Annotated in this window: 24 protein-coding genes; 6 read left to right on the top strand and 18 right to left on the bottom strand. The window is 66.5% G+C overall.

The genetic code is table 11. The features are described 5' to 3' along the window. Window positions 1-5: 5 nt before the first annotated feature. Window positions 6-1,910 (bottom strand): DEAD/DEAH box helicase, encoded by a 1,905-nt coding sequence (locus ACIQF4_RS10615; RefSeq protein WP_400516044.1) that lies wholly within the window; start codon window positions 1,908-1,910, stop codon window positions 6-8. 413 nt (window positions 1,911-2,323) lie between these two features. Here ACIQF4_RS10615 and ACIQF4_RS10610 point away from each other — a divergent pair, with 413 nt between their 5' ends. Beyond that, complete coding sequence (locus ACIQF4_RS10610; protein ID WP_400516043.1) at window positions 2,324-3,061, top strand: class I SAM-dependent methyltransferase; 738 nt, start codon at window positions 2,324-2,326, stop codon at window positions 3,059-3,061. Window positions 3,062-3,138: 77 nt separating this feature from the next. Here the strand turns inward: ACIQF4_RS10610 and ACIQF4_RS10605 are convergent, their stop codons facing one another. From ACIQF4_RS10605 to ACIQF4_RS10595, 3 genes are all read right to left on the bottom strand, one after another. Beyond that, a complete protein-coding gene (locus tag ACIQF4_RS10605) occupies window positions 3,139-4,524 on the bottom strand; it encodes an MFS transporter (RefSeq protein WP_400516042.1) in 1,386 nt (461 codons plus the stop codon). Between the two features lie 9 nt (window positions 4,525-4,533). Next, a complete protein-coding gene (locus ACIQF4_RS10600) occupies window positions 4,534-5,835 on the bottom strand; it encodes an MFS transporter (RefSeq protein ID WP_400516041.1) in 1,302 nt (433 codons plus the stop codon). 420 nt (window positions 5,836-6,255) lie between these two features. Beyond that, the gene (locus ACIQF4_RS10595) at window positions 6,256-6,591 is read right to left on the bottom strand and encodes a hypothetical protein (protein WP_400579954.1); all 336 of its coding nucleotides are present in this window, start codon (window positions 6,589-6,591) and stop codon (window positions 6,256-6,258) included. A 113-nt stretch (window positions 6,592-6,704) separates the two neighbouring features. Between ACIQF4_RS10595 and trmB the strand changes: the two genes are divergently transcribed. Further along, window positions 6,705-7,628: a tRNA (guanosine(46)-N7)-methyltransferase TrmB gene (trmB, locus tag ACIQF4_RS10590; protein WP_400516039.1), complete on the top strand. Its 924-nt coding sequence runs from the start codon at window positions 6,705-6,707 to the stop codon at window positions 7,626-7,628. A gap of 53 nt (window positions 7,629-7,681) precedes the next feature. On the opposite strand, the gene ACIQF4_RS10585 is transcribed toward trmB, so the two are convergent. Together ACIQF4_RS10585 and ACIQF4_RS10580 are read right to left on the bottom strand one after the other, a co-directional pair. Then, on the bottom strand, window positions 7,682-8,128 hold the full coding sequence (locus ACIQF4_RS10585; RefSeq protein ID WP_400516038.1) for a hypothetical protein: 447 nt from the start codon (window positions 8,126-8,128) through the stop codon (window positions 7,682-7,684). A 3-nt stretch (window positions 8,129-8,131) separates the two neighbouring features. Continuing rightward, window positions 8,132-9,715 (bottom strand): hypothetical protein, encoded by a 1,584-nt coding sequence (locus ACIQF4_RS10580; protein ID WP_400516037.1) that lies wholly within the window; start codon window positions 9,713-9,715, stop codon window positions 8,132-8,134. A gap of 240 nt (window positions 9,716-9,955) precedes the next feature. Here ACIQF4_RS10580 and ACIQF4_RS10575 point away from each other — a divergent pair, with 240 nt between their 5' ends. Further along, on the top strand, window positions 9,956-10,804 hold the full coding sequence (locus ACIQF4_RS10575) for a DUF1206 domain-containing protein (RefSeq protein ID WP_400516036.1): 849 nt from the start codon (window positions 9,956-9,958) through the stop codon (window positions 10,802-10,804). A gap of 32 nt (window positions 10,805-10,836) precedes the next feature. Here ACIQF4_RS10575 and ACIQF4_RS10570 read toward each other — a convergent pair whose 3' ends face one another. Both ACIQF4_RS10570 and ACIQF4_RS10565 read right to left on the bottom strand, forming a co-directional pair. Next, window positions 10,837-11,496, bottom strand: a complete 660-nt coding sequence (locus tag ACIQF4_RS10570; RefSeq protein ID WP_400516035.1) for a zf-HC2 domain-containing protein — start codon at window positions 11,494-11,496, stop codon at window positions 10,837-10,839. Next, window positions 11,493-11,996 (bottom strand): sigma-70 family RNA polymerase sigma factor, encoded by a 504-nt coding sequence (locus tag ACIQF4_RS10565; protein WP_400516034.1) that lies wholly within the window; start codon window positions 11,994-11,996, stop codon window positions 11,493-11,495. Before ACIQF4_RS10565 ends, ACIQF4_RS10570 begins: the two co-directional genes overlap by 4 nt. A 181-nt stretch (window positions 11,997-12,177) precedes the next feature. Here ACIQF4_RS10565 and ACIQF4_RS10560 point away from each other — a divergent pair, with 181 nt between their 5' ends. After that, a complete protein-coding gene (locus tag ACIQF4_RS10560; protein WP_400516033.1) occupies window positions 12,178-12,732 on the top strand; it encodes a hypothetical protein in 555 nt (184 codons plus the stop codon). Between the two features lie 58 nt (window positions 12,733-12,790). Here ACIQF4_RS10560 and ACIQF4_RS10555 read toward each other — a convergent pair whose 3' ends face one another. From ACIQF4_RS10555 to ACIQF4_RS10540, 4 genes are all read right to left on the bottom strand, one after another. Continuing rightward, complete coding sequence (locus tag ACIQF4_RS10555; protein ID WP_400516032.1) at window positions 12,791-13,573, bottom strand: hypothetical protein; 783 nt, start codon at window positions 13,571-13,573, stop codon at window positions 12,791-12,793. Further along, the gene (locus tag ACIQF4_RS10550) at window positions 13,566-14,144 is read right to left on the bottom strand and encodes an RNA polymerase sigma factor (RefSeq protein WP_400516031.1); all 579 of its coding nucleotides are present in this window, start codon (window positions 14,142-14,144) and stop codon (window positions 13,566-13,568) included. Before ACIQF4_RS10550 ends, ACIQF4_RS10555 begins: the two co-directional genes overlap by 8 nt. A 187-nt stretch (window positions 14,145-14,331) precedes the next feature. Beyond that, entirely contained in the window at window positions 14,332-15,030 is a 699-nt protein-coding gene (locus tag ACIQF4_RS10545; RefSeq protein WP_400516030.1) for a protein tyrosine phosphatase, read from the bottom strand. 376 nt (window positions 15,031-15,406) lie between these two features. Beyond that, window positions 15,407-15,772 carry a hypothetical protein gene (locus ACIQF4_RS10540; RefSeq protein WP_400516029.1) on the bottom strand — a complete coding sequence of 122 codons (366 nt, stop codon included), beginning with the start codon at window positions 15,770-15,772 and terminating at the stop codon, window positions 15,407-15,409. Between the two features lie 736 nt (window positions 15,773-16,508). On the opposite strand from ACIQF4_RS10540, the gene ACIQF4_RS10535 reads away from it, so the two are divergent. After that, on the top strand, window positions 16,509-17,156 hold the full coding sequence (locus tag ACIQF4_RS10535; RefSeq protein WP_350003995.1) for a hypothetical protein: 648 nt from the start codon (window positions 16,509-16,511) through the stop codon (window positions 17,154-17,156). Between the two features lie 66 nt (window positions 17,157-17,222). Here the strand turns inward: ACIQF4_RS10535 and ACIQF4_RS10530 are convergent, their stop codons facing one another. The 6 genes from ACIQF4_RS10530 to ACIQF4_RS10505 form a co-directional block, all read right to left on the bottom strand. Then, entirely contained in the window at window positions 17,223-17,750 is a 528-nt protein-coding gene (locus ACIQF4_RS10530; RefSeq protein ID WP_350003996.1) for a GNAT family N-acetyltransferase, read from the bottom strand. A 227-nt stretch (window positions 17,751-17,977) separates the two neighbouring features. Continuing rightward, the gene (locus tag ACIQF4_RS10525) at window positions 17,978-18,361 is read right to left on the bottom strand and encodes a DUF1304 family protein (RefSeq protein WP_299169048.1); all 384 of its coding nucleotides are present in this window, start codon (window positions 18,359-18,361) and stop codon (window positions 17,978-17,980) included. Between the two features lie 250 nt (window positions 18,362-18,611). After that, a complete protein-coding gene (locus tag ACIQF4_RS10520) occupies window positions 18,612-18,926 on the bottom strand; it encodes a PASTA domain-containing protein (RefSeq protein ID WP_374152854.1) in 315 nt (104 codons plus the stop codon). Between the two features lie 414 nt (window positions 18,927-19,340). After that, entirely contained in the window at window positions 19,341-20,276 is a 936-nt protein-coding gene (locus ACIQF4_RS10515; protein WP_400516028.1) for an aldo/keto reductase, read from the bottom strand. Between the two features lie 35 nt (window positions 20,277-20,311). Next, window positions 20,312-22,486, bottom strand: a complete 2,175-nt coding sequence (yicI, locus tag ACIQF4_RS10510; protein WP_400516027.1) for an alpha-xylosidase — start codon at window positions 22,484-22,486, stop codon at window positions 20,312-20,314. A gap of 6 nt (window positions 22,487-22,492) precedes the next feature. Next, window positions 22,493-24,556, bottom strand: coding sequence for a beta-galactosidase (locus ACIQF4_RS10505; RefSeq protein ID WP_400516026.1), 2,064 nt, complete (start codon window positions 24,554-24,556; stop codon window positions 22,493-22,495). A 25-nt stretch (window positions 24,557-24,581) separates the two neighbouring features. Here ACIQF4_RS10505 and ACIQF4_RS10500 point away from each other — a divergent pair, with 25 nt between their 5' ends. Continuing rightward, entirely contained in the window at window positions 24,582-25,607 is a 1,026-nt protein-coding gene (locus ACIQF4_RS10500; RefSeq protein WP_400516025.1) for a LacI family DNA-binding transcriptional regulator, read from the top strand. The last annotated feature ends 24 nt before the right edge of the window (window positions 25,608-25,631 follow it).

The following is a 25,631-nucleotide window of genomic DNA, read 5'->3' as shown; positions in this document are numbered from 1 at the left end:
AGTGCCTAGCGGCTGCGCCGTTCGTTGGACGCCGGAGCCGAAGCGCGGCGGGGGCCGCTGCGGGCGGGACGGCCGGAACCGCCACCGCTGTTTGAACCGAACGACCCGCCGGAGGTGCCACCGGTGTTGGAGGACCAAACGGCCTTGTTGCCGCCGCTGGCTGCGCCGGCCCCTGCGGAGCGCTGTCCGCCGGTCCGGGCACCCGTTCCTGCGCCGGCTGCGGCACGCTGGCCGGTAGCCGGCCTGCCGCTGCGCTGGCCGCCTGACGAAGCCGGACGGCCCGAGCTGGCCGGACGTCCGGTGCCGCCACGCGGGGCGTCGCTGCGGGTGACGCGTGATTCTGCACGCCCGTCCGATCCGCGGCCAGCCGATGCACGGCCACCTGCCGCGGGGACGTCGTTGCGGTGTGTGGAGGCCGTGCCGCGTCCGCGGTTGTTGCGGCGGGCAGCTGCTGCCGCTACCGCGCGGTCCTCGTTCTGCTCAGCCACGCGGTCGAATGCTGCCCGGGCTTCGGTCCGGCCTTCGAAGGCGACCGCACGGCGCTCGGCGCGCGGGATGTCGGTGCGGGTGGGCTCAGCCGAAACCCGGCCGCGTCCACCGCGTCCGCCACGCCCGCCTGCAGTGGGTGCAGCCTGGCGGCGGGCCCGCTTGCGCTCGGCGTTGGCACCGGTGGAGGTGCCGCCGCCCTGCTGTGCGGCCTTCTTGGCCAGCAGCGCCGCGCGGGTGCGGGGATCGATCTTCTCGGCCATTTCGCCCACCAGCTCCGCAACCAGCGGGGAGTTGGCGGTGACGCGCTCGAAGTTGACCTCCACACCGGCAGCCTTCATCAGTTTCTTGACGTCGGCCTGCTGCTCGGGGAGGGTCAGCGTGACCACGGTGCCGTCGGAACCAGCGCGGGCGGTACGGCCTGAACGGTGCAGGTACGCCTTGTGCTCAGTGGGCGGGTCAACGTGGATGACCAGTTCGACGTCGTCCACGTGCACGCCGCGGGCTGCGACGTCGGTGGCCACCAGGACGCGGACGTCACCGGAGGAGAACTCGGCCAGGTTGCGGTCGCGGGCATTCTGCGACAGGTTGCCGTGCAGGTCCACGGCCGGGATCCCGGCGTCGGTCAGGGTCTTGGCGAGCTTGCGGGCATGGTGCTTGGTCCGCATGAAAAGTACGCGGCGGCCGGCACCGGAGGCAAGCTCAACGATCAGCTGCTTCTTGACGGTCTGGTCGTTGACCACCAGCACGTGGTGCTCCATGGTGGTCACCGCTGCCTGCGGATCGTCCACGGAGTGGGTCAGCGGGTTGGACAGGTAGCGCTGGACAATCTTGTCCACGCCGTTGTCCAGTGTCGCGGAGAAGAGCAGGCGCTGGCCCTGGCTGGGGGTCATGTCCATGAGCTTCTTCACCACGGGCAGGAAGCCGAGGTCGGCCATGTGGTCCGCCTCGTCCAGGACCGTGATCTCCACGGCCTCGAGGGTGAGGACGCGCTGGCGGATGAGGTCCTCCAGGCGGCCGGGGCAGGCGATCACAATGTCAACGCCGGCACGCAGCGCCTTTTCCTGGCGCGCCTGGGAGATGCCGCCGTAGATCACGGTGGTGTTCAGGCCGGCGGCCTTAGCCAGCGGCTCGATGGTGGCGTTGATCTGGGTGGCCAGTTCGCGGGTGGGTGCCAGGACCAGGCCCATGGGGCGTCCGGGCTTGCGGAAGTGCTTGGCTTCCCGCTCAGCGAGTCTTGCTACAAGCGGGATGGCGAAAGCGATGGTTTTACCGGATCCGGTCCGGCCGCGGCCCAGGACGTCACGCCCGGACAGCGTGTCCGGGAGGGTCTTGACCTGGATGGGGAACGGTTCAACAATTCCCTGTGCGGTGAGGGTGTCTGCAAGGGCCTTGGGTGTACCGAGGGCAGAAAAAGTAGTCATGTATTTATACGGTCTTTCAGGCGGTATCCAGGCGGATATCGGCCCCCGATGCCGGTTGGACCAGGGGTTCGCCGAAGAAAAGTCAGGTGATCAACCGGGCCGCTGCAAATTGTGGCAGTCAGACGGGACCAAATGGAACGCGTTCATCGACGCAGGATGTGCCTCTCACATGAAAAAAGCCCAGTCCCTGGCTGGAGGAGTACCTCCGAACAGGAAAACCCGGGCATCACTGCACATCAAGTTCCACCAGTCTAGCATCCCGCCGCAGCCGGCCCGTTCCCCGGTTACATCCCGTTCTTCCTTCCCCTCCCAACCAGGTAGCAGCACATGTCGCTTCGAGCACCCATAACGACATGTGCTGCTACCTGGTTGGGGGCGTTGCCTTCGTTGGCGCTGCGGGGCAGGCTTGTGGCATGAGCGAACACGCGGCCCACCAGCATGAGACGCAGCAAGACACGAACGACGGCGGCCCGGGCCTTCCGGGCGGAACGCCAGCCGACGCCGCGGCCACCTGGGATGAGCGGTACCGGAGCAAACCCCAGATGTGGAGCGGCAAACCCAATCCGCAGCTGGTCCGGGAAGCCGGGGGCCTGCGACCGGGAAAGGCCCTGGACCTGGGCTGCGGGGAAGGCGCGGACGCCATCTGGCTCGCCCAGCAGGGCTGGACCGTCACCGCCGTCGACGTTTCCGCGGTGGCACTGGACCGGGCCCGCTCACACGAGAAGGCGGCACTGGCCCGGGAAAGCGTCCACGCCGCGGAAGGCGCCATCGCCAGCCGGATCACCTGGCAGCAGGCGGACCTGGAGCAGTGGCAGCCGGGGAACTCGTTCGATCTGGTGACCACGCAGTTCCTGCACTCCCAGGAGCTCGCCTGGCAGGGCCCGCTGCGCACGGCTGCGGCAGCGGTCAAGCCCGGCGGCACACTGCTGGTGGTGGGCCACCACCCGGACCGGCTGCCGCCGTGGGGCGGCGCCAGCCACCACCACCGCGGGATGTTCTACACGGGCGATGAGCTTGTCCAGGAACTGGGACTGGACGGACCGGAGTGGCAGCTGGAGGTCCAGACCAGCCGGGAGCGTCCGGTGACCGGCCCGGAGGGCCAGCACGCAACAATCGCCGACGTCGTGGTGCGGGCAACCCGGCTCCCCTGACTCACAGAGAGTTTTTGTCCACGTATGGAGCCTTCCGAGCCCTGGAACCCGCCATATCTGGACAAAAACTCTGTACGTCAGGGGGTTTTGGCGGCGGTGACCCGGGGCGCCACGGCGGCCGCGGCGGCGGCGAGCACGGCGGCAAGGCCAAAGACCCCGGCGAAGGAACCCGCCGTCGTCGTAAACGCCGCGAACACGAGGCCCGTGGTGGCGAGCGCCAGCGCCCCGCCCAGGGAATCCGCAATGGACATGGCAGAACTGTTGAAGCCCTCGTTCTCCTTGGTGGACAGTGCCAGGGTCATCACGCTCAGCCGCGGATACAGCAGTCCCATGCCTCCGCCCGCAGAGATCCAGCCTGCGATGGCGACGGCGGCCGGCCAGTTGAGCGCTGCCGTCGCCAGGGCCAGGACCACCGCCCCAAGGACCATCAGCGCCCCGATGCTCACGGCGCGGCGGTGCGGCAGCCTGGCACCCAGCCGGCCCTGGACGGCTGACGCGCCGGCCCAGGACAATGCCCCGGCTGTGAGGGTCAGGCCCGCGAAGGTGGGCGAGAAGGTGTACTGCTCGATCAGCAGGTAGGGCAGGTACACCTCGGCGCCGAAGAACCCGGCCGAGGCGAGTCCCCGGGTAAGGATGACGCTGGGCAGTCCGCGGCGGGCCGTGAGGGTGCCCCGGGGAACCAGTGGCCGGACCGCCAGCAGCGCCACGCCCACGGCCGCGACGGCGAGGGCGGCCGAAGCTGCGGGGATGCCGGGGACGCGAACCCCGGCGGACAGGTTGAGCCCGAGCACCGCGGCGGCGGCCAGCGCTGCCCACCCCAGACGGCCTGCCGCCCACGGCGTGGCGGGCGTTGCGGCGGGTTTGTCCAGCCCCCGAAGGACAGGTGCGATCATGAGCAGTGCCGGGATGACCAGTCCCACCACGCCCAGGAACACCCAGTGCCAGCTGAAGACCTGCGCCACGATCCCGGCAGCGAACGGTCCCACCAGTGAAGGGACCACCCACGCGGCGGAGAACGCCGCGAAGATTTTGGGGTGCAGCGCGCCGGGATAAATACGGGCCACCAGCACATACAGCGAGACGGTCAGGGCTCCCCCGCCGAGGCCCTGCACCAGGCGTCCCGCCACGAGCACCGGCATGGATATGGATGTTCCCGCAATGAGAAGACCCAGCACAAACAACGCCACAGAGGTGTACAGCGGGGCGGTGGGTCCGCGCCGGTCGGACCAGTTTCCCGCTGCAACCATGCCGATCACCCCGGTTGCCAGCGGACCGGCGAAAGCGAGGGCGTAGAGGGCGGCGCCGTCGAGTTCGCGGCTGACGAGGGGCATGATGGTAGTCACCGCGAGGGATTCGAACGCGGCCAGGAACACCAGGGCGCACGTCCCCACCGTCACCCAGAGGTATGGACCCCTCAGGATGCCCGCCGCCAGACGGGTGGCTGGAACAACGGAGTCCTGCACCTTATCCCCTTAGCTGACGTACCGGTTGCGGCCGGCACGGTACCCGAAAATCCCCGCCAGCAGGCCGACCACCAGGAACAGGACTCCTGCAGCGGTGAAGGACCCGGTGGCCTGGTGCAGCTGGCCCACCATCAGCGTCCCCGTGGAGCCCAGGCCGTAGCCGACGCCCTGCATCATGCCAGACAAGTGCGCCGCAGTGTGCCCATCACGGGTCCGGAGCATGATCATGGTGAGCGCGACGGCCGTGAGGCTTCCCTGCCCAAGGCCCAGCAAGCCCGCCCACACCCAGACCAGGTCAAGGGGCCCGAAGATACTGAGGGCGAAGCCGCCGCCGGTCATCAGGGCCACCACAGTGTTAATGGCACGCTGGTCCCGGAGCCTGGCTGCGAGCGCCGGCGCGAACAGCGAGCCTAGCATCTGCAGGACGATGCACATGGAGACGATCAGCCCGGCGGTGGCCCCGTCCACGCCCCGTTCCCGCAGGATGGGCGCCAGCCAGGCGAAGACGCTGAAGGACATCATGGCCTGCAGCACCATGAAGATGGTCACCTGCCAGGCAACCGGGGAGCGCCACACGTTGACGCCGTCCCTGACGGCCTGGTGCCGGATGAGGGGCTGGCGGAGTGCCACCGGCAGGAATAGCAGAAGTACGACGGCGGCCGGAACCGCCCAGGACCACAGCGCCAGGGTCCACTCCCCCGAAGCCGCATACACCGGGTAGGTGAAGCCTGCCCCGAGTGCCGCCGAGGCGCAGATGGCTGTGGTGTAGAGCCCTCCCATCAGGCCCAGCCGGTGCGGGAAGTCCCGCTTGACCAGACCGGGCAGCAGGACGTTGCACAGGGCGATCGCGGCTCCACAGGCCGCCGTCCCGGCGAGCAGCGCGGGCAGGTGGTTGGCTCCCGGCAGCTCAACCGGGCGGAGCAGCAGTCCGGCTGTGAGCACCGCCATGGCAAAGAGGAGCACGCGTTCAGCGCCGAACCGCCTTGCCAGGACCGGGGCAAGGGGCGCGAACACGCCCAGCAGGGTAACGGGCACCGTGGTCAGCACCACCACGGCCCAGCCGGGAAGGGCGGCCTGGGCCGTCACCTCGGGCAGGACCGCCGAGAAGCTGGAGAAAACTGTACGCAGGTTGAGCCCGATCAGGACCAGGCACAGGCCCAGGTAGGCGAGCTGCCGCCGGCTCCCCACGTGGGTGGGCCCGGGTGCGGGCGCCTCATCAACCTCGGCGTCAACCAAAGTGCCCGGCTGCTCCTTCGCCGCAGGTTCAAGTGCCCGCTGCTTCCTTGCCCCGGCGTTCGTCGCTTCCCTCACCCGCCCATTCTTGCAGGACTTGTTTCCCGGGTTATCCACATAGGGGCACTTGGTCCTGCTGCTTCCCGTGCCGCTTGCCTACGGTGAAGGGAGGAAGCCGTCCAGCCATACGAACTGATTGAGCCTTCCTGTTCAACCCTTAGGGAAGACGGGGAGAAGTAGGACAATCGGGAGAAAATTGAGCACACCACAGCCATTCATGCCAGCCGCGGCTGGAAATCCGCGCCCCCAACCGAACGTTGACCCTGGGGTCGCCGTCGTTGCTGGACCGGCGGTTGACCATGCCATGGTCGCCCGCGCGGACATCGGTGCCGGACGGGCCACTGATCCGGGACCGGCTTCCAACCCCGGACCGGAACGGGGCCGCGGCTCCACCGGCAACCGGTGTTTTGATCCGGAATGCCCTTCCGGCCTTCCCCATCAGGGCCAGGGGCCTCCCCCCGGGCTCGCGGCAAGAGCTGTTGCCAGCCTGGTGCTTGCAATCGTGGCGCCATTCAGCCTTGCACTAAGTGCTACTTTTGCCAGTTTTGCCATGTTGCTGACCTTTCCGTATGAGGGACCTTCGGCAGCCCCATGGCTGGCCCCACTGGTTTTCTGGAGCATGCCGTTCATTTTCGGTTCAATATCAACCGCTTTGGCTCTGACAGCTTTGCGGAAGTGGGGCACCTCTTTCGAGCGGTCGGGCCTGGCGATAGCTGCCCTCTGGATATCCGGCGTGATCTTCGTGCTTGGTCTGATTTTCACGTTGCGGTTCATGTACCTGATGCAGCTCGGCTGACGTGCACTCATCCGTTTCCACGGCCGGAAGGCCATTTCGCTCCGGCGTCCCGCGTTCCAGCGCATCGCCCTGCGCCGCTATTCTGGAAGGGATGAGCGAATCCCCAGAAAACCCCCAGCAGCCGCACGTCCCGAGGCCCGTCACGCCCGGAACGCAGGCGTCCTTCGGCACGTATGGCGGACGTCCGGTGAGCTTTGTCCGCCGCGGCACGCGCCTGCAGGGCCGGCGGCAGGCGGCATGGGAAGAGCACGCGGAACGGTGGGCTGTTGACGTTCCGCGGCACGTTGCCAACACCTCCGTCCACCCGGACTACACCTTCGACGCCGAAGCCGAGTTCGGCCGCACGGCCCCCCTCATTGTGGAGATCGGCTCCGGCCTGGGGGATGCCGTGTGCCACGCCGCCGAGCAGAACCCGGACACCGATTTCCTAGCAGTGGAGGTTTATACCCCTGGCCTGGCCAACACCATCATCAAGATCAACAGCCGCGGGCTCAGCAACGTCCGCGTGGTTGAGGCCAACGCGCCCGAGGTTCTGGCCACGATGCTTCCGCCCGCCTCAGTCAGTGAACTCTGGGTCTTTTTCCCCGACCCGTGGCACAAGTCCCGGCACCACAAGCGCCGCCTCATCCAGCCCGAGTTCGCGGACCTGGCAGCGAGGGCGCTGAAGCCGGGCGGGTTGTGGCGCATTGCCACCGACTGGTCGAACTATGCCGTCCACGTCCGCGATGTCCTGGCGGACTCCAAGGATTTCGAAAACCTCCACACCGGCGAGCGCCGCGGGCCGGAAAGTCCGCTGACGCAGGTGTGGCAGTCGGGCGTCGAGTCCGTGGTTGGCGGGGCACCGGTCAGGGAGGGCCGCGCCCCGGTCAGCACTGCGCACACAGGACCAAATGAGGGCATCGACGAAACGGGAGGCTGGGCGCCCCGTTTCGAAGGAAGGATCCGGACCAGTTTCGAGGCGAAGGCCCATGAAGCCGGGCGGCTGATCTTCGACCTCTGCTACCGCCGGCGCTAACCAGCGCAGGACAGGCAGCAGGCAGGGGCAGCCAGGGGAAGGCCCAGCGCAGGTCAGGTGACGCTGATGGCGGCCACAATCTCCTTCAGCATGCCAAGCCTCGGTTCAATGGACGGGTCCGTGTAAGGCCAGAGGACCACCACGCCGATGAACCGCCCGTTCTCCCAGACACCCACTGTGGCTGCAACCTTCGCCGATCCCCCGGCGTCGTTGTAGCCCACCACGACGGCGTACGCGGCTTTCCCCGGAAGGTCCAGTTCGCCTTCGGCCAGGAGGGTGCCGCCCCGCTCGTCCCGGTAGAACTCGGACATCAGGTGCGCCCACCCGTTCGCCTGCGGGGCGCCCTGCACGGAGGCATCGTCCTTGATGACGGTCACCAGGACATCGCCCAGGAGTCCGTACTGCTCGGTGTTGGGCCCGGCGGTGGAATCCTCCAGGACCTGGGTGTGCTCGGGAAATTCCGCAGTGAACCCCAGCGGGGATTCGATGTGCACTGACATGGGTCACAGCCTCTCGAGCTTGGTGTCGTTGGGCACCTTATAGTACGTGGACACGTTGGTGGTGGCCTGGTGTTCGGTCTTGACCTCCACCTCGCCCACCTTCACGTCAAGGCCCGCCTCGTGGGAGGCGGTGACAACACTGTTGACCTGGACGGTGGCAGAACCGGCCTCGTAAAGCTTCGCAGCGTCCCGGGCGGCGCCGTAGTCGTTGCCCAGCGCGACGTTCCGCAGGTAGCTGTCGATCACGTCCCTGTTCTCCGGGGTGTAGTCAACGTTGATCTTCACGGTGCCCTGGCTGCCCACGCTCACGGATGATTCCACCTTGGCCGCCTTGACGTCCGTTCCTGCCGTGACGCCCTGGGCCACCGTTCCGTCCATCGACACCGTCACCGAGTCGATGTTGCTGTCCTTGTCCAGGCTGACCTGCAGCCCGCCCTTGCCGGAGGCCTCAAATACCCGGCCGTCCAGGTTGAGCTTGCCCTGCGCGGAGACCTCGCCGCCCGCCGTCGCGGTCCCGTCCGTCAGGTTCCGTTCGTAGGCCAGGTCCAGCTTCGCGGAGCCGGACGCGGTGCCTGCCTCCCCTGTGGCCTCCAGGGACAGGGCTCCCTTGGCCTTGTCCGTCTGGCCTGTGGAGCCGTTGTCGCCGGCGGCCTCGTTGATGGTGTCCAGGATGTAGCCCGGCGGGTTGCCGGCCACATCCTTGATCTCGCCCACGCTGTCCGGCGGCAGGTCACGGTACATCTGCTCCCGGGCTTCCATGGCTTCCTCAACGCTCCCGAACGTGTACTCGCGCGAAACCTCGCCGCTGAGCGTAACTCCCGCAGCGCCGGTGGTGTCGTTCACCCCCAGGCCCATGTTCCCGTACACCTTCATGGTGGCGGAGCCGTCAGCGTTCTCCACCACTTCCGTCCCCACTTCGGCGCCGCCGTGCACCCACGCGACCCGTGCCTCGATGGAAGCCTTGCCGGTCTCGGAGTAGACGGGGATGTCCGCCTTGGCGAGCTCCTGGAGGTGTTCCCTGGCCTGCTCCTGCACGGAGGCGGGGACCCCGCCGTCCATGCGCATGAGGTCCCGGGCGAACGGGCCGTCGTCGTCGCCGCCTTCGATCAGGTACTGCCGGTCCGCCGCGGAAAGGCTGTCCCACCAGGCGGCCTGCTCTTCCGGGCCCGCCTCAAGCATGCGCTCCAGGTCCGACTGCAGGTCGCGGCGGTGTTCAGCAGCTGCTGCGGCTGCGGCGGCCTGTTCCCTCAGCCATTCCCGGGCCTGGTCAGCCAGTGATGTGATCCGGTCCCAGGCGCTGTTTCCGCCGTTGCCGGCCGGGGAGGACGTGGATGATTTTTCCTGTTCCTCAGCGTGCTGCAACAGGATCCTGGAGTTCTCCCGCAGGCTGTTCACCACTTTGTCCAGGCCCGGGCGGTGGCTTCCGCTCCACTCCTGCCGGAACCGGTCCCCGTCACTGCCCTTCCACGGTGCCGACTGGATCTGGCTGTGCAGTGAGCTTGCCTGGGTACTCAGCGATGCCGCTGCCCGGTCGGCGGCTTTGGCCAGGGCCCGCAGCTGGCTGACGTCAGCGCCGTAAAAAGTCATGGTGTTCCCCCGGGAGAAGTTCGCGGTGCGTGTTCAATCGCTGGTCCATATGGTTGCACAGCGTCCGCGGCCGGGCGATGGGGATCCCTCCCCATCCCTGTGGTGTCTTGGGCAGCCGGGCATCGGCCGGCCCAGGGCGCAAACCCCCGCGGCAAGGCCACGAAAGGCCCCCACTGTTCCAGTACCGCCCGGGCGTGGCACGATTGCCCTAGTGTGCAGGGGCGCACACCGGAAGAGCACTTGCACAAAGGACCCGCCATCAAAAGAGAACTGAAGCAGGCCGCCGACGCGGCGGAGAATGTCACCAACTCGCGGACGCTGGAACTGCTGGCGAGGGCGGGGTTTGCGGCGAGCGGGATCCTCCACCTGCTGGTGGGGGCAATCGCCATCCGGCTGGCGTTTGGCGGTACGGGGAATGCGGACTTCAGCGGCGCGGTGTCCGAGCTTGCCACCCAGCCGGCAGGGCCGTTCCTTCTCTGGGCAAGTTTCGCAGCCTGCGCTGCGCTTGCGCTCTGGCAGGCCAGCGATGCCATTTTTGACTACAACCACCTGCCCACCAAGGAAAAAGCCGGCAAGAAGGCAAAGGCCGGGGCCCAGGCTGTGGTGTTCACCGGGCTCGCCCTGACCCTGATGTCCTTCGCCACGGGAACGGGCTCGGGCGGGGACAATCAACGGACCGCCAGCGATCTGACCATATCGCTCATGAAGGCCCCCGGCGGCGTGGCCCTGCTGGTCCTGCTGGGTGTGGGTATAGCCGTGACCGGGGTGGTGTACGGCATCCGCGGGCTGAGGAAATCGTTCGAAAAGCACCTGGTCATGCCCGCATCGCCCTCGGCGCGGACCGCGGTGACCGTCCTGGGTGTTACCGGGTACGTGGCCAAGGGAATAGTCCTGCTGCTGACGGGCCTGCTGATCGCCATCGCAACCCTTCAGGCGCATCCGGAGGACTCCACCGGGCTCGACGGCGGTCTGCGGGCCCTGCGCGACCAGCCCTTCGGGATCTACCTCCTGGCCGCGGTGGGTGCCGGGCTCATCTGTTACGGCGTGTTCATGATGGTGCGGGCCAAGCTGGCCAGAATGAACAGGTAATCCAGGGCAGGGAAGACCGTCCGCACAGTACTTCAGGGCACGGAGACCACTGCCACGGCGCGCTGGGTGCCGTCCCGCAGTTCCACGCTTGAAATGCTTCCCAGCTGGACCGGCGTGGCCCCCGTAATCCTGACCCTGCCGCTGGGGGTGGCGGTCCAGGCGCAGGCACGGTCCTCGCCGCCCGCACGGTCGCGGACCCACAGGGACAGCGTCCCGTCCTGCGGCAGGCTGCTTCCGTTCACGGCCAGCTCCGTTCCCCACGTCTTCCGGGCGAGGTCGATGCTGAACTGGAGGCCGTCCGCGGCCTGCACCGAGTAGGTGGCGTCCGGCTGCGGCGGCCGGGCCAGGAGGGGCCCCGCGGCCAGGCCCAAGGCAAGGCAAGCGGTGGCTGCCGCGCCCGCCAGCGCCGCCCACCGCCGTCGTAACGTCCGACGGCGGCGGGCCAGCTTACGCAGCAGCGGCGCGGAATCGGCGGCAGGAACGCGGTCCTCCGCCCCTCCCGGAGCGACCGTCAGCGCAACGGCGTCCGGCACCGGAAGGGCGTCCAGCAACACGGGCACCTTCTCCAGGACGGAAAGCTCACTCCGGCACTGCCCGCACTCCTGCAGATGGGCCTCGAAGGCCTGCAGGTCCCCTGCATCCAGCCCGCCCAGGAGGTAGGCGCCCAGCAGGTGGTGCGCTTCGGTGTTCACCGTTCCACCCCCATCTCATCCAGGATGGTGCGCAACGCCCGCACGGCATAATAGGCGCGCGACTTGACCGTCCCGCTGGGGATGTTGAGCTGGACGGCGGCCTCGTTCACCGTGAACCTGCGGTAATGCAGCGCCACCAGGACGTCCCGGTGTTCCTTGCTCAGCCGCAGCAGGGCCTCCTCCACCAGCACCCGGTTGAGCAGTTCGTCCACCTTCTCCGGAACAGCGGCCGCCGGCTCTGCCAGGCCGCTTTCCAGGGTCTCCGCGGGACGGCGCCGTGCCCTGCGGTAGTTGTCGATCATGATGTTCCTGGCCGTCCGGTACAGGTAGCTGCGGAGGCTGCCCGTGATCTCAGGTGTGTGCTGCCAGACGCGCAGCACCGTTTCCTGCACCACGTCCTCGGCAAGCTGGGGGTCGTGGGAGGCGCTGAGCACGAAGCGGCGCAGGGCAGCGCCGTGGTCGCGGTAAATGGACGCCACCACGTCCTCATCCAGCGGCATGCCGTTCCTCCTGCCCGGGCACTGTCCCGCACATTCCTGCCTACTCCGTAAAGACGCCGCGAACGGACAGAAGGTTCAACCGCCTGAGGCCGCCATATGTGAACCATTGTTCACCCCGGTACGTCGTAAGGGTTAGCGTCCGGTGGTTCGACGCCGGGCCCAGCCAGCAAGGAGCAACGCCATGAAACTCAACGTGGGCGCAGGACTCGCCGTCCTGGCCCTTTCCGCAGCACTGACTGCCTGCGGCGGCAGCACCGGAACGGCACCGGCCACCTCCAGTCCTGCCGTCACGGAGGGTTCACCTCCGGCCTCCGCAACAGCCCCCGCCGCATCTGTCACCCCGCCGTCCGCACCGCCGGCAAGTGCCGCCGTCGACCTTATGACCGCTGCCTCAAGCGCCGGGGAGATCGTGGTGGATGCCGAGGGGATGAGCGTGTACTTCTTCACGAAGGACGTGAAGGACTCCGGAACCAGCGCCTGCACCGACGCCTGCCTGGCAGCGTGGCCGCCGGTCACCACTGCCGCTGAGACGCCCCAGGTGGAAGGGGTAACCGGGACTGTGGGCATCATTGCGACGCCGGACGGCGCGAAGCAGGTGACGCTGAACGGCCTGCCGCTGTACTACTTCGCCAAGGACACCAAGGCGGGCGACATCCTGGGCCAGGGCGTGAACGGCGTCTGGTACCTGGCGGATCCGTCCGGCGAAATGATCAGGATGGGTGCATCCGGCTACTGAGCCGGCCTTCCTGTGCCGGGCCCTGCTGTGCTGTGCGCTGCTGTGCAGCAGGCAGGCGTCACGGGAGGGGGACGGACGGAAGGTTCCCGGGCAGCGGAACCTCTGAGGGGACCGGGACTTCCGGCGGCTTGCCCAGCCCATCGGCAACGTGACCGGGGACAGCCCCGGGAGCGGGGACTTCCGCCGACTTTCCCGGGGAATCTGGCTGGCCTGCAGGGGTCCCAGGGGCAACTGCACCGTCCGACGGCGGGGCGGCGGCCGGTTGCCTGGCTTCGGCGGGGTCCCCGGGAACCGAGGCGGATCCGCCCGGCGCAGTGCCGGACGGCGCGGCTCCGGCGGGTGCGGTTCCGGCGGGTGCGGTTCCGGCGGGTGCGGTTCCGGCGGGTGCACTGGGCAGCGGCGCGGCGGGCTGTCCGGTCTGGTGACCGGCCGGGGATGGGGCGGCACCCGTCACGAAGGCGGTGATGGTGTGGTTCAGCTGGGTGAGGGACTCCCGGATTCCCTGGTCCGATGCTGCGGCAACAGCCCCGCCGGCACTCAGCGAAACAGCCACGGAAAGGGTGGTGAGGGCGATCCGGCGCTTAACTTTGCGGCGGGCGGCCAGCTCGTCCACCCGCGGGGACTCTTCGGGGGCGGCAGGTGCAGCATCGGATGCGGCAGGACCTGCCGCTCCGGCGGGAGCCATCAATGCCGCGATCGCGGCGGAAGGCTCGGGCGCGGTGTCCGCGAGCGCACGGAGTTCCAGCAGCGCGGGGCGGAGGCGGCCGTCGTCGTCCATGCCTGCCTCGAGCAGCAGCTGGTCGACGAAGGCGTCGCTGCGGGTTCCTGCCGTGTCACTCATGATTCGCCTGGTTTCTCTGGAGCGTTTGTGCCTTGAGGTTCTGGAGGGCCCTGCGCTGGAGCTGCTTGATGGCTCCGGGGCTTTTGCCCATGATCTGGGCAACCTGTTCGATGGACAGATCGGCCACCACGCGAAGGGCCAGCACTTCCTGGTGTTCCTCGCTGAGTCCGTCCAGCATGGCTGCCGCCCCGCCGTTGAGTTCAATGGCGTGGTCCTCTGCGGACGGTGTGGTCCGGGCATCCTGTTGTGGATCGTAGGGGCCGAGCTGGGGCCTGCGCTCCACCCGGCGGTAGTAATCCACCATCCGAGCGTGCGCAATGGAGAAGATCAGGGACTTGGCGCCCTGGAGTCCCCCGGTAAGTTCACTGATTTTCGGGTAGAAGGCCAGGAACACGTCCTGGGTGACTGCTTCCGGATCATCCACGCCCCGGGCTTTGAGGTATCCCTGCACCGGCCCGGCGAAGGACCGGTAGGCAGCGCCGAAGAGTGCGGCCGGGTCTGTTCCGGCCGCACTCTCGAATATGTCCGTCTCTTCTTGGGCCAAAGTGCTGAGCACCAGCGGCTCCTCCATCCCAGGATGCGGGGTGCAGCTGTCCCGGTCTCCGGAGCGGACAGCCAGTCCCCTGTGTTTCCTGCTGCCTGTCGGCAGGCGCTCCCGGCGCGTTCCCGAACGGCGGTGCGTCCGGTCAGCCGGGGCTGTCTGTACTGCGGAAACAGCCCTTTGGCCGGTTCCCGCAGTACAGACTAGCGATCAGTCCTTAGCGGACCGAAACGGCGGGGGTGTCCACTACGTTGCCGCCCTGGGCGGGAACAGCGGGGACGGCAGGAACGGCGGGTTCGCCGTCAACGCCGGGAACGGCGGGCACTGCCGGAACGGCCGGCAGTTCAGGGCGCTCAACCTCAACAGCTGCGGAACCGTTGGCTGCAGCGCCGGCCTCGGCGGCTGCGCCAGCTTCGGTCACGACGTCGGCGCAGTAGCTTTCGATGTTCGCTTCGCCTTCCGCGGCGATCACCAGGGAGGAGAAGGCTTCGGAGGAAGCGTTCAGGCCGCCGTTGGTGAAGGCGGTGCACAGGCCGAACGCTGCGGCTCCGGCTGCGTCAACGGCGGTGTCCGCGGCAGCGGAGGCAGAAGCCTTGGCGGAGGCGTTCTCGTTGGTGACCTTGGCGTCGGCTGCCGCTGTTGCCTCTGCGTCGGCAGCAATGTCGGCGTCGGCGTCGTTCTTGGCATCGTCAGCAGCAGTCTCGACAGCGGCTGCGGCGGTTGCCTGGCCTTCAGCGGCTGCTTCCGCAGCGAATTCCGGGGCGGGTGCGCCGAAGAGGTCGTGGGCGGTCTGCTGCGCCTGGGCGGGGAGGACACCGGAAACGGCTGCGGCGCCGGTTCCGCCGACGGCGATGGTGCCGGCGGCCAGGACTCCGGCAGCGACTTTGCTGGTGGCGAGGACGGTGAACAACGACATTTAGAACTCCAAAACCTAGACAACACTTGTGATTCGGGCCCGCCGGGCGGGCCCATCACCTCCTACATCGCAGCGGACGACGGAAAGGTTACGGGTGGTCACCAACTTTTTTGCGCGCCTTGGGCCTCACCCCTATTGGCCTGGATATCAAGCACTCTTCGAGAGCTTAGAGTGGTGCGACGGTGTCTCAATCAACGCCACCATCTATCGCTGCATTTCACCGCGGAACCACTCCCCCGGCAAGGGACGGTCAGGTCTGTCTCAGTAACCGGTCCCCCGATCGGGCGTTTAAAAGCGTCCCGTGGGCCACAGGGTTACGGAAGTTCGGCCGGCTCAAAATGAATTTGCACCTCGCGGGCGTGGAGATTCCGAAAAGCTACGGGGCCGCTGACCGAGGACCGTTCGGACGTTGCTGGGCAGTCCGGTTTATCAGTGGTGGCACTATGAAGGCGCCGACAGCAAGTAGTGCGAACCCGACGACCGCGGGGTTCATCCAGAAGGGGACCATGTCGTAGTCAGCGTTGCACTTGTTGCTCAACGGGAAGATGTTCCTGCCCGCATGTTCCGGGTGCGCCATCCTGTATTCCCGGTCATAGGCCTGATGACGAGATATCTCGCAGGACTCCTCGTCGTCGAGGCCTCCAGCAAAGATCCCGAAGAACAGAAGGATCGGAACCATGAACGCGGAAAAGATTCCGAGCAGGATCCATCCGGGCCTGACTCCATGCCGCGAAGTCCCCATGTTTGTTCCCCCATTACGCCCATTTGGTCGCGTAAGCTCCCGCTATTTCGGTGCCTCCTGGTAGGCATCGACAAACGTCTGGTCGAGCCTACCGCGGGGGTTGGGCCTGTAGTTGGTGACGCTGGTGGCCACCGGCTAGCGGGGCGACTCGAGCTGCCTAGTACAGAACTGAGTGGGGCGGTGCTCTGGTAGCGTCGGGCAACGAACACTTTTGGGGGACTTATTGAACAACGAATTTGCCAGGGTAACCCCTGATCAACCTCGTTTAGCCGTGGTCTTGGCTACGATTTTCTGCTCTCTGGCAGTTCTGCCCGCGATTCCAGCCACTCTTATTGTTGGGGCCACGATCATGTCCTTACTCACCGGGACCGGGGCTACGTCGAACCAGGCGCTGCAAGTCAGCGCCGTGCTGGCAACCTTTATGGCCGGCCTAGGGGCATTCGTGATAATGCGACGCAGTGTAACCGCCCGTAGGACCTGGGTATGGGCAGGCTTGGCCATCATCTTCGTTGTAGCAGCATCCGTCCCTATTGGTTTGGTAGCCGCAGAGGTCTTCACCGAGGAGTGGTGCGGATATCAGCCCGGCGGCAGAGGCAACGCCGACATTCGCCCGCCTGATGAAATTCCGGCTGTGTGCCGTTAGGCCTCTGGTTCAAGTCATACTTGAGTCCGCCGTCCGGTGAAGGATGGTTCTGCCACCCAACAATTTAACGATGCCAGGAGTGACGCCCCAAGAATGACCGTCGATGAGGAAGCCATGTTGCCCGTGGCACGAGATCGTCCGCGAACATCCATATGGCTGGGAATCGCATGGCTTCTGGTGGCGGCCTGTCTAGGGCTGATGTCATGGACGCTGCTTCAGCTAGATTCGGCAGACATCTATATTCTTCTCGCTCCGGACATTAACACCATAACTGTGGGAACCCTCCTTTCCCTCCTGGCGATGGTGCCCGCCATCACTGGGATCTACCTATTAACCCGATATGCAGTTGCCAGTACTCGAAGTCGTTGGGTAGCTCGCCTCGTGAAAGCATCCGGTTGGGTAGCAGGAATCTGCGTCGGCTTAGTTTCCGCATACTCGGCATTAGCGATGTTTCTGCTCACCCCGGTTACTGCGTACACGTTGCAATCTCCGAATGATGGACGAAGCGTGCTGATCGTCAACAGGACTGTCCTCCTCGCGGGCGGCTTCACGGTCTACGAACCCCGAAACTGGCCCACTTATGTGGAGGTAGGGTCGCTGACTACCAATAACGCGCACGATCCGTTCGGCGACGGGGCATACCGTGCGGTGTGGACCGACGAAGGGCTGGAGCTGGAATTTGTGTCCGATTACATGAAACCCGACAGATACGAACACAAATTTATTGAGTTCCGGCTGTAGCCAAGCAATCCCACTGTCCGTTAGCCGGTGGCTCGCCGGACGTTTTAGGCGCCCGACTGGGGATCCTCACCCGACGCTGTCGTTCAAGTGCTGGAACATAAGGTGGTCCTGCCATGTGCCTGCGATCTTCAAATACTTCGGGGCGAGTCCGTACTGCTGAAAGCCTGTCTTGGCTAGGACGTTTTGAGAAGCGACATTGGCAATCAAAGTTTCGGCTTGCACTCGATGAAGTTCCAGCTCGGTGTAGGCGGAGACGAGTGCTGCTTGGACGGCCTCCGTCGCCAGACCCATGCCTGTTCGGTCCTCCGACAGCCAGTACCCCATGTTGCAGGATTGGAAGGGGCCGCGGGTGATGCCGCTGAGCGTCAAGCGCCCAGCTACCGCACCGTCGTCGTCCAAGATGACCCAGGGCATTGCATCACCGCGCCCGTGACGTGCCAGTGCTGCCTCAACGTCGGCGCGCTGACCTTCCACCGTGAAATAGTCCTCAGCCCGCGTGGGACCCCACGGTGACAGGAAATCGCGGTTGCGTACTTGCAGTTCAGCCAGGGTTTCACAGTCACCGGGGTTGATGAGCCGGATGCGTAAGGTCATGGTTCTACCTTTCCAGATCCTGTCCCGCCCCTGTTGTCATAGGAGTGTTGCGCGTTGCAGTCGCCGTCCGAGCTGATCCTGATGTGCCTGCTTGGACTAAGAACATCCGCCCGTAAGCCGGGTGGCCTAACGGGCGCTCCTGCGTCAATAGGGGATCCCCTTACGGGCGCTGCTGTGACGCGTAGCAACCAAAAACGCCGCCACTAGCATTCGCCAACCACCACCCCCTAGTGAAAGAGAACGTAGAAGACGATTGCCAGCGCCGGGAAGAGCGCCTGGCCGATTGCGCTGACCAAAAGGCGCTTCTCTGTGACCCACAGCCAGAAACCAAGGAAGACGTGGCACGAGCAGCAGAAGATAACTATGGCCGACCCGCTGGCGGGATTTCCTGAGAAGTTCACCAGCCACAGGCCCACTGCGATGCCCAAGCCGAAGGTGATGTTGTAGGCGCCAACATTCATCGCCCACATCCGCACTGCGCGCACGTCTTCCGGCCTAATCAGGAAGATCCGGTGGAACCGTTGATCGCCATGGAAGAAGATCTCCAGGATGCCAACGCTTATCAGCGCCAGGCCGGTGGATCCGGCGAGTATCTGGCTCAGCACATTCATGCCGCTCCTAGGCCAATCTTGCAATCTCCGCTTCTTGCGTGCAGGTTACGCTTCAGGCGCGGAGACCTTCAAGGGGCGGCTTGCAAACGCAGTCCACTACCCATGCCCCCGCCTCCAGCCCGGCCCCAACAGCCCGCCTTAAACGCATCCGTCTCCGCTGACCTACGGCTCTTCAACCACAGCGCCGACATCCGCCAAGCCAACGGATCGCTGACCAGCGGCCGCCACACGATCCCTCACCGGACATCGCTCACTCGTCCTTCTCAGCCTCCGCATGACTCTTAAGTGAGGGGGTCGGCCCGCCTGTCTGCTCCGGCACGTCGCTTCGGGCTTGACCGTCCTGAACGAAAGTAATCCTAATTTGGCTCCCGCGCTCAAGGACCGACCCGGCAGACGGATCTTGGGAGGTCACCCAGAACAGCCCTGGCCATGTACGCGAACGGAGCCCCGGCCCGTCAGGGTCCCCGGCGGCGAGACCAAACCCAATGTTCGCCGCCATCTCTTGGGCAATGTGCACAGGCTGCCCAACCAGGTCGGGAACTGTCAGCTTCTGACGTTCATCCATCTATGCAACTCCTTTGAGCCTGACCAGCTAGAACGGTGAAACCAACCCTCTTCCGTCACCAAAATACCGCCGGTGGGTCAGCCGGGCCTGGCCGACCCGATTTCTTGGTTCCAAAGGCGCGCTTTAGTTAGGCCAGCTGGGTGTCCTTTGGAGGGTCCCCAGGCGGGTCAGTGCGACAGGCAGATCATTTCCATTGAGAAGCGCGGCATCCCCGTGCCCGACGATCCCCATAAGACCCGCACGCAAAACTGCCCGGTGAAGGTGCCCTAAACGCTACACATCAAATCGTCTCCAAACCCTTGGGATGAGGTCACGTCTCGGGGACCAGGTGAGGACGGCGGCGGCACCTTATGAACTGTCACCTCCAGCTCGATTCGGTGTACTGACTCTCAGTTACGAGAGACGTCGGAACCCCTAACCCAAGTCCGCGTTCCCGGCTGCAGCCAGCGGCAGCATGCGTTCCCAGAAGTCATTCGGGATGCTCCACTGGGCCAGGCGTGCGGTTTCGGCCACCCGTCCGGGCTCCGCCATCCCCACGATGGTTGAGGTGATGCGCGGATCGCGGGTGGAAAACTGCAGCGCCGCGGCGGCAAGCGGCACCGAGTACTCGCGGCAGAGGTCCTGCATCTCCCGGACCCGGCCCAGCAGTTCCGCGCTGGCCGGCCGGTAGCAGTAGTTGGCGCTGGCCTCGGGTCCCTTCACCAGCAGGCCGCCGCCAAAAGGCGCGGCATTGATGAAGGCGACGCCCCGCCGTCGTGCGTCCTCAATGAGCGGCTCCGCCGTCTGGTCCACCAGGGTGTACCGGTTGTGGCTGATGACAACATCGAACACGTCCAGGGCCAGGTACTTCAGCTCCAGGTCAATGGGTCCGCCGGCCACGCCGAGGTGCCCAATCACCCCCTGGTCCCGCAGGTCAACGAGCGCCTCCAACGGTCCACCGGCGGCAACGCCCTCCGCAAAGCTGATCTTCTCCGGATCGTGGAGATGGACCAGCGGGAGCCTGTCCAGCCCCAGCCGCTCCAGGCTTTCCTCCACGCTGCGCCGGACACGGTCGCCGGAGTAGTCTGCCGTCCCCACGATGGGATCCACCTTCGTGGACAGGACAAAGCCCTCCGGCAGCCCGCCCGCCTCCCGGATGGCCTGCCCGATCCAGCGCTCGCTCCCGCCGTCGTGCCCGTACTCGTTGGAGGTGTCCAGGAAGTTGAAGGGACCGGCCATCGCCTCGCGGACGGCGGCCACCGCCGTTTCCGTCCGCTCCGCCGCGCTGCCGTTCCGGGGGTAATTTCCCAGGGAACTGGTGCCGACGCAAATATCGGTGACGGGGAGTCCGGTGCGGCCCAGGGTCTTCATGGCTGTGTGTATCCTCGCCTCGGTGACAGGTTCCATCAGACTACGACGGCGGAAACGTCGCCGCCGCTGACGGTCACGTCAAAGGCCGTGGTGGAACCGTCCGGCGAGGGCACCCCAATGCGCCGTGTCCCGTCCGGCGCTGCGAACGCCCGGAACTGCATGTCCCGTGCCCAGTCGTAGTCCGGCCGGTCCGACACTGTGCCGATGGGCAGCACAGCGGCTTCGCGGACCCAGGTGGCAGCCTGCATCACCGAATACTCCTTGCGGTGCCAGCGAGGGCCCGCCAGCTGCTCCCCTGTTTCCAGATGGGTCCAGGTGCCCTCGGGCAGGTAAAAGGACACGGTGCCGGACGGGTCCATGACCGGCGCCACCAGGATGTCCGGCCCCAGCATGTACTGCCGGTCCAGGTGCGCGCAGCCCGGATCCTCCGGGAACTCCATGAACAGCGGGCGCATCAGGGGGATGCCCTCTGCGTAAGCCTGCTCCGCCGCCATCAGCAGGTACGGCATGAGCCGCATCTTCTGCTCCGTAAAGTGCCGGAGCACGTCCACGGATTCCTCGTCCACCAGCCACGGCACACGGTAGGAGTTGGACCCATGCAGCCTCGAGTGCGAGGACAGCAGGCCGAACGCAATCCACCGTTTGAAGATTTCCGGCTCGGGCGTGCCCTCAAAGCCGCCGATGTCGTGGCTCCAGAAGGAGAAGCCCGACGCCGCCAGGGACAGCCCGCCGCGCAGCGATTCAGCCATGGCAGCGAACGTGGACTCACAGTCGCCGCCCCAGTGCACCGGCATGGTCTGTCCGCCGGCCGTGGCTGAGCGGGCAAACACCACCGCTTCGCCTTCGCCCAGCTCCTTGGACAGCAGGTCGAAAACCGTCCTGTTGTACAGCTGCGCGTAGTAGTTGTGCATCCTGTCCGGATCGGAGCCGTCGTGCCACACCACATCCGTGGGGATGCGCTCGCCGAAGTCCGTCTTGAACGAGTCAACGCCCTGGCCCAGCAGGCCGCGGAGCTTGTCCTGGTACCAGAGCACGGCCTCGGGGTTGGTGAAGTCCACCAGCCCCATGCCTGCCTGCCACATGTCCCACTGCCACACGGACCCGTCCGCCCGCTTGACCAGGAAGCCCCGTTCCAGCCCCTCGCGGAACAGGTGCGAGCGCTGGGCGATGTACGGGTTGATCCACACGCAGACCTTGAGCCCGCGGTCGTGAAGCCGGGCCAGCATGCCCTCCGGGTCAGGGAAAGTGGCGGGGTCCCAGACGAAGTCGCTCCAGTGGAAGGACCTCATCCAGTGGCAGTCGAAGTGGAAGACGGACAGGGGCAGGTTCCGCTCCTCCATGCCGTCAATGAAGGAGTTCACGGTCTTTTCGTCGTAGTCCGTGGTGAAGGAGGTGGAGAGCCACAGGCCGTAGGACCAGGCCGGGATCCGTGACGGCCGCCCAGTCAGCTCGGTGTACCGCCTGATGATGTCCTTCGGCGAGGGCCCGTGGATGATGAAGTACTGGAGCTTCTGGCCCTCCACGCTGAACTGGGTGCGGGACACCACCTCGGACCCCACCTCGAAGGACACCTTCTCGGGGTGGTTCACAAACACCCCGTAGCCGTCGTTGGTGATGAAGAACGGCACGTTCTTGTAGGCGAGGTCGCTGGAGGTGCCGCCGTCCTCGTTCCAGATGTCCACCGACTGGCCGTTCTTGACAAACGCGCCGAACCGCTCGCCCAGGCCGTACACATTGGTACCCACGCCCAGGCTGAGCTGTTCGTGCACAAACGTCCGCCCGCCGTCGTCCGTGATGACGCCGACGCTGCGGGGAGTGGACGTGGTCAGCAGCCTGCCGTTCCCCAGGAAGTCCACCCCCCAGTCCCCCGACGTGCTGATCCGCGCCGTCAGCCCGCCGGAGGTGATGCTGGCCGTGTCCCCGTCACGGCTGAACTGCGGCGCCGGCCCTGTCCGGCTCACGTCAAAGTGGGGGCCGTTGTCCAGGCCGCCCTGGAAATGTTCGATGGTCACGCCGATGACGTCCGGCAGGGGCGCATCGAAGGTGACCGTCAGCTGCGGAAGGTTCAGGGCATCGCCGCGGGAGTTGATGCGCTTGGTGGGTGCGTAAACCGTCAGGCTCCGCCCGTCTTCCACCACGTCCGAGACGTCGCGCGGGTGCAGCGCCGAGAAGCCTTTGCGGTACAGCCAGTAGCCGTCGGTGAATTTCATGGGATGTCAGTTTCCGTTCTCAAGAGGTGCAGTGCTGTCTTTGAGGACCAGGGCGCCGTACGGTTCCAGGGTCAGGTGGGGCCCGCAGGCGTTCCCGGTGAGCAGGTCCACGGACTGCCCGGTGAGCGTCACGGGGCGCGGTTCAGGGCTGTGGTTCAGCAGGAAAAGGTGGCCGCCGCGGGTGGCGAGTTCGACGTCGTCCGGCAGCATTCCTGCCACCGGCGAGGAAATGCGGGCTGCCGCCAGGGCCTCCCCCACGATGTGGCCCAGGGCGGCTTCGGGCAGGTCGCACCCGGCGTACCAGGCGGTGCCGCGGCCGTGGCTGTTGCGGACTACCGCCGGTTTTCCTGCCAGGGCGCCGGAGGCAAACGTGGCCGCCGCCGAGGCTCCCGCACCGTCCAGGCGCAGGTCCTCGGACCAGACAGTGGCCTCGAGGCCGGCGGGTGCGTCTGCAGAGTCACCGCCCGGGCCGGATGAAGCAAAATCGAGTCCAATGCCTTCCGCCAGGGGTCGCCATTCCTCGCCGCTGGTGCCGAGCAGGTCCACCAGGACCGCCGGGAAGCGTCCCTGCCGGAGGTGGCCGTTGCTGTCCGCCACCCCGGTGAAGGGCCCCACGACGGCGGTCCCGCCCTGGTGCACCCATTCCGTCAGGGCCGCGGCATGGTCCTCCGCCAGGAGGAAGAGGCTGGGGACGAGCACCAGGTCGAAGCGGTCCAGCGGAGTTGAGGGGTGCACCACTTCCACGGACAGGCCGCGGCGCAGCAGCGGCCGGTAGTAGGCCTGGAGCTGGTCCAGGACGCCGAGCCGGTCAGTGGGGCAGTCGGGGGACTCAGCCGCCCACCAGCTGTCCCAGTCGAACAGGATGGCAATCCGGGAGTGCGCCGGGGTGCCGGCGAGGAGCCGCAGGTCCTGCAGCTGGGAGCCGAGCTCCGCGACCTCGCGGAACACACGGGTGTCCTCCCCCGCCAGCGGCACCACGGCGGAGTGGAAGCGTTCGGCGCCGAAGGCCGACTGGCGGAACTGGAAGAAGCAGATGCCGTCGGAACCGCGGGCCAGGGCGGAGAACGAGTCCACGCGGAGGGCGCCGGGTTCCTTGGCGCTGTTGTGGGGCCGCCAGTTCACGGCTGAGGCTGCGGATTCCATCAGGAGCCAGGGTGTGCCGCCGGCCAGTCCCCGGCACAGATCGTGGGTGAGGGCGCCCAGCTCCCAGGTCTGCGGCTGCCCGGGATCCGTGTACCAGTTGTTGCCCACCAGGTCCGTCTCCCCGGCGAAGCTGAAGTAGTCCGCGCCGCGGAAGAACCCCATGAGGTTGGTGGTGACCGGGACATCCGGGGAGTACTGGCGGATGATGTCCCGTTCAGCGGTGAAGAGTTTGAGCAGCGACTCCGAGGTGAAGCGCTTGAAGTCCAGGACCTGCGTGGGGTTGTGGAGGTAGGGTGCCGTGCGCGGGGGCAGGATTTCCTCCCAGGTGCTGTAGCCCTGGCTCCAGAAGGTGGTGCCCCAGGCGGAGTTCAGGTGTTCCAGGGAGCCGTAGCGGCGCAGCAGCCAGGTGCGGAACGCGGCGGCGGTCTCGTCGTCGTAACTGATCTGTCCCAGCTCGTTCCCCACGTGCCACATCACAACGGCGGGGTGCTTGCCGTACCGCTCGGCGAGTGCCGCGGTGACCTGCCGTGCGGCGCTGCGGTACACGGCCGACGACGGCGAGAACTGGTTGCGGGACCCGTACCAGAGCGTTGTCCCGGCTTCATCCGTGGGCAGCGTGCTGGGGTAGCGGTGCCCCAGCCAGGGCGGCGGCGATGCGGTGGGCGTGGCCAGGCAGACCTGGATGTTTGCCTCCTCCAGCAGGGCAAGGATCCGGTCCAGCCAGCCGAAGTCCCAGGTGCCCTCGGTGGGCTGCAGGCGTGCCCAGCTGAAGACGCCCAGGGTGACCAGGTTGATGCCGGCCTCCTGCATCAGCCGGATGTCCTCCGGCCAGCTTTCCTCCGGCCACTGCTCGGGGTTGTAGTCGGCGCCGAAGAGCAGCCCGGCCCGCTCTGTCACGGCGCTCAGGCCGTGGCTTCGAGGATGCATGGAATTCCTTGGTTAAATGATGGATATGAGTAATCGAAAGGCTTCAACGGCGGCGACCATCAGTGACGTGGCCAAAGAAGCGGGGGTCTCCACGAGTACCGTGTCCTACGTGATGAGCGGGAACCGTCCCATATCGAAAGAAACCCGCGAAATCGTCGAAGCGGCGATGCGCCGGCTGAAGTACAGCCCCCGGTCCAGTGCCCGCGCCCTGGCCTCCAGCCGCTCCAATGTCCTGGGGCTGGTGGTGCCCCTCCGCGCGGACGTCAACGTGGGTGTGGTGATGCAGTTCGTCACCGCCGTAGTGACCACCGCCCGGACGTTCAACCAGGACGTCCTGCTTCTGACCCAGGACGACGCCGGCAGCATAGAGCGGGTGACGTCCCAGTCCATGGTGGACGGCCTGGTGATGATGGACATCGAGGCCCGCGATCCCCGCATCCCCGTGCTGGCCAAGCTGGACAAGCCCGCGGTGCTGATCGGCATGCCGGACGATCCGCGCGGCCTCAGCTGCGTTGACTTCGACTTCGCCGGAGCCTCCCGCACCGCCGTCCGCCACCTGGCCGAACTGGGCCACCGCGGCATCGCCTTCATCGGCTCCCCGCCCGCCTCGCTGCGCCGGCACGCAACCTACGCGGACCGGGCCCTGCGCGGTTTCGAGGAGGCGTGCCGCGAACTCGAGATCACCAATGTTTCGGTGGCCTGCGAGGCAAACTCCAAGGACCTGGCCCGGGCGCTGGAGAAGGTCTTCGCCGGCCCGGAGGCCATCACTGCCCTCCTGGTGCACAACGAGGGGTTGCTGCCCATCCTGCGGGAGAACCTTGCCGCGCACGGCCGGTCCGTCCCGGAGGACATCTCGGTGGTGGTCATTGCCCCGGCCGATGTGGCCACGGCTGCCTTCCTGCCCTGGACGGCGGTGTCCATCCCGGCGATGGACATCGGCCGCGCCGCCGTGGAGATGGTCATGGACCGGCTGAGCCTGGCCAAGCCCGCCGAGCTGCGCCTCATTGCCCCCTCCCTTTCCAAGGGGGCAAGCACCGCGGCGGTCCGTTGAGGGCCACATGAAGGACACCGAAGC

Origin of the sequence: Pseudarthrobacter sp. NPDC092202, assembly GCF_044755505.1 — a bacterium.
Classification (GTDB): domain Bacteria; phylum Actinomycetota; class Actinomycetes; order Actinomycetales; family Micrococcaceae; genus Arthrobacter.
The sequence above is the reverse complement of the archived record's forward strand: the minus strand, read 5'-3'. Positions and strand labels throughout refer to the sequence as shown.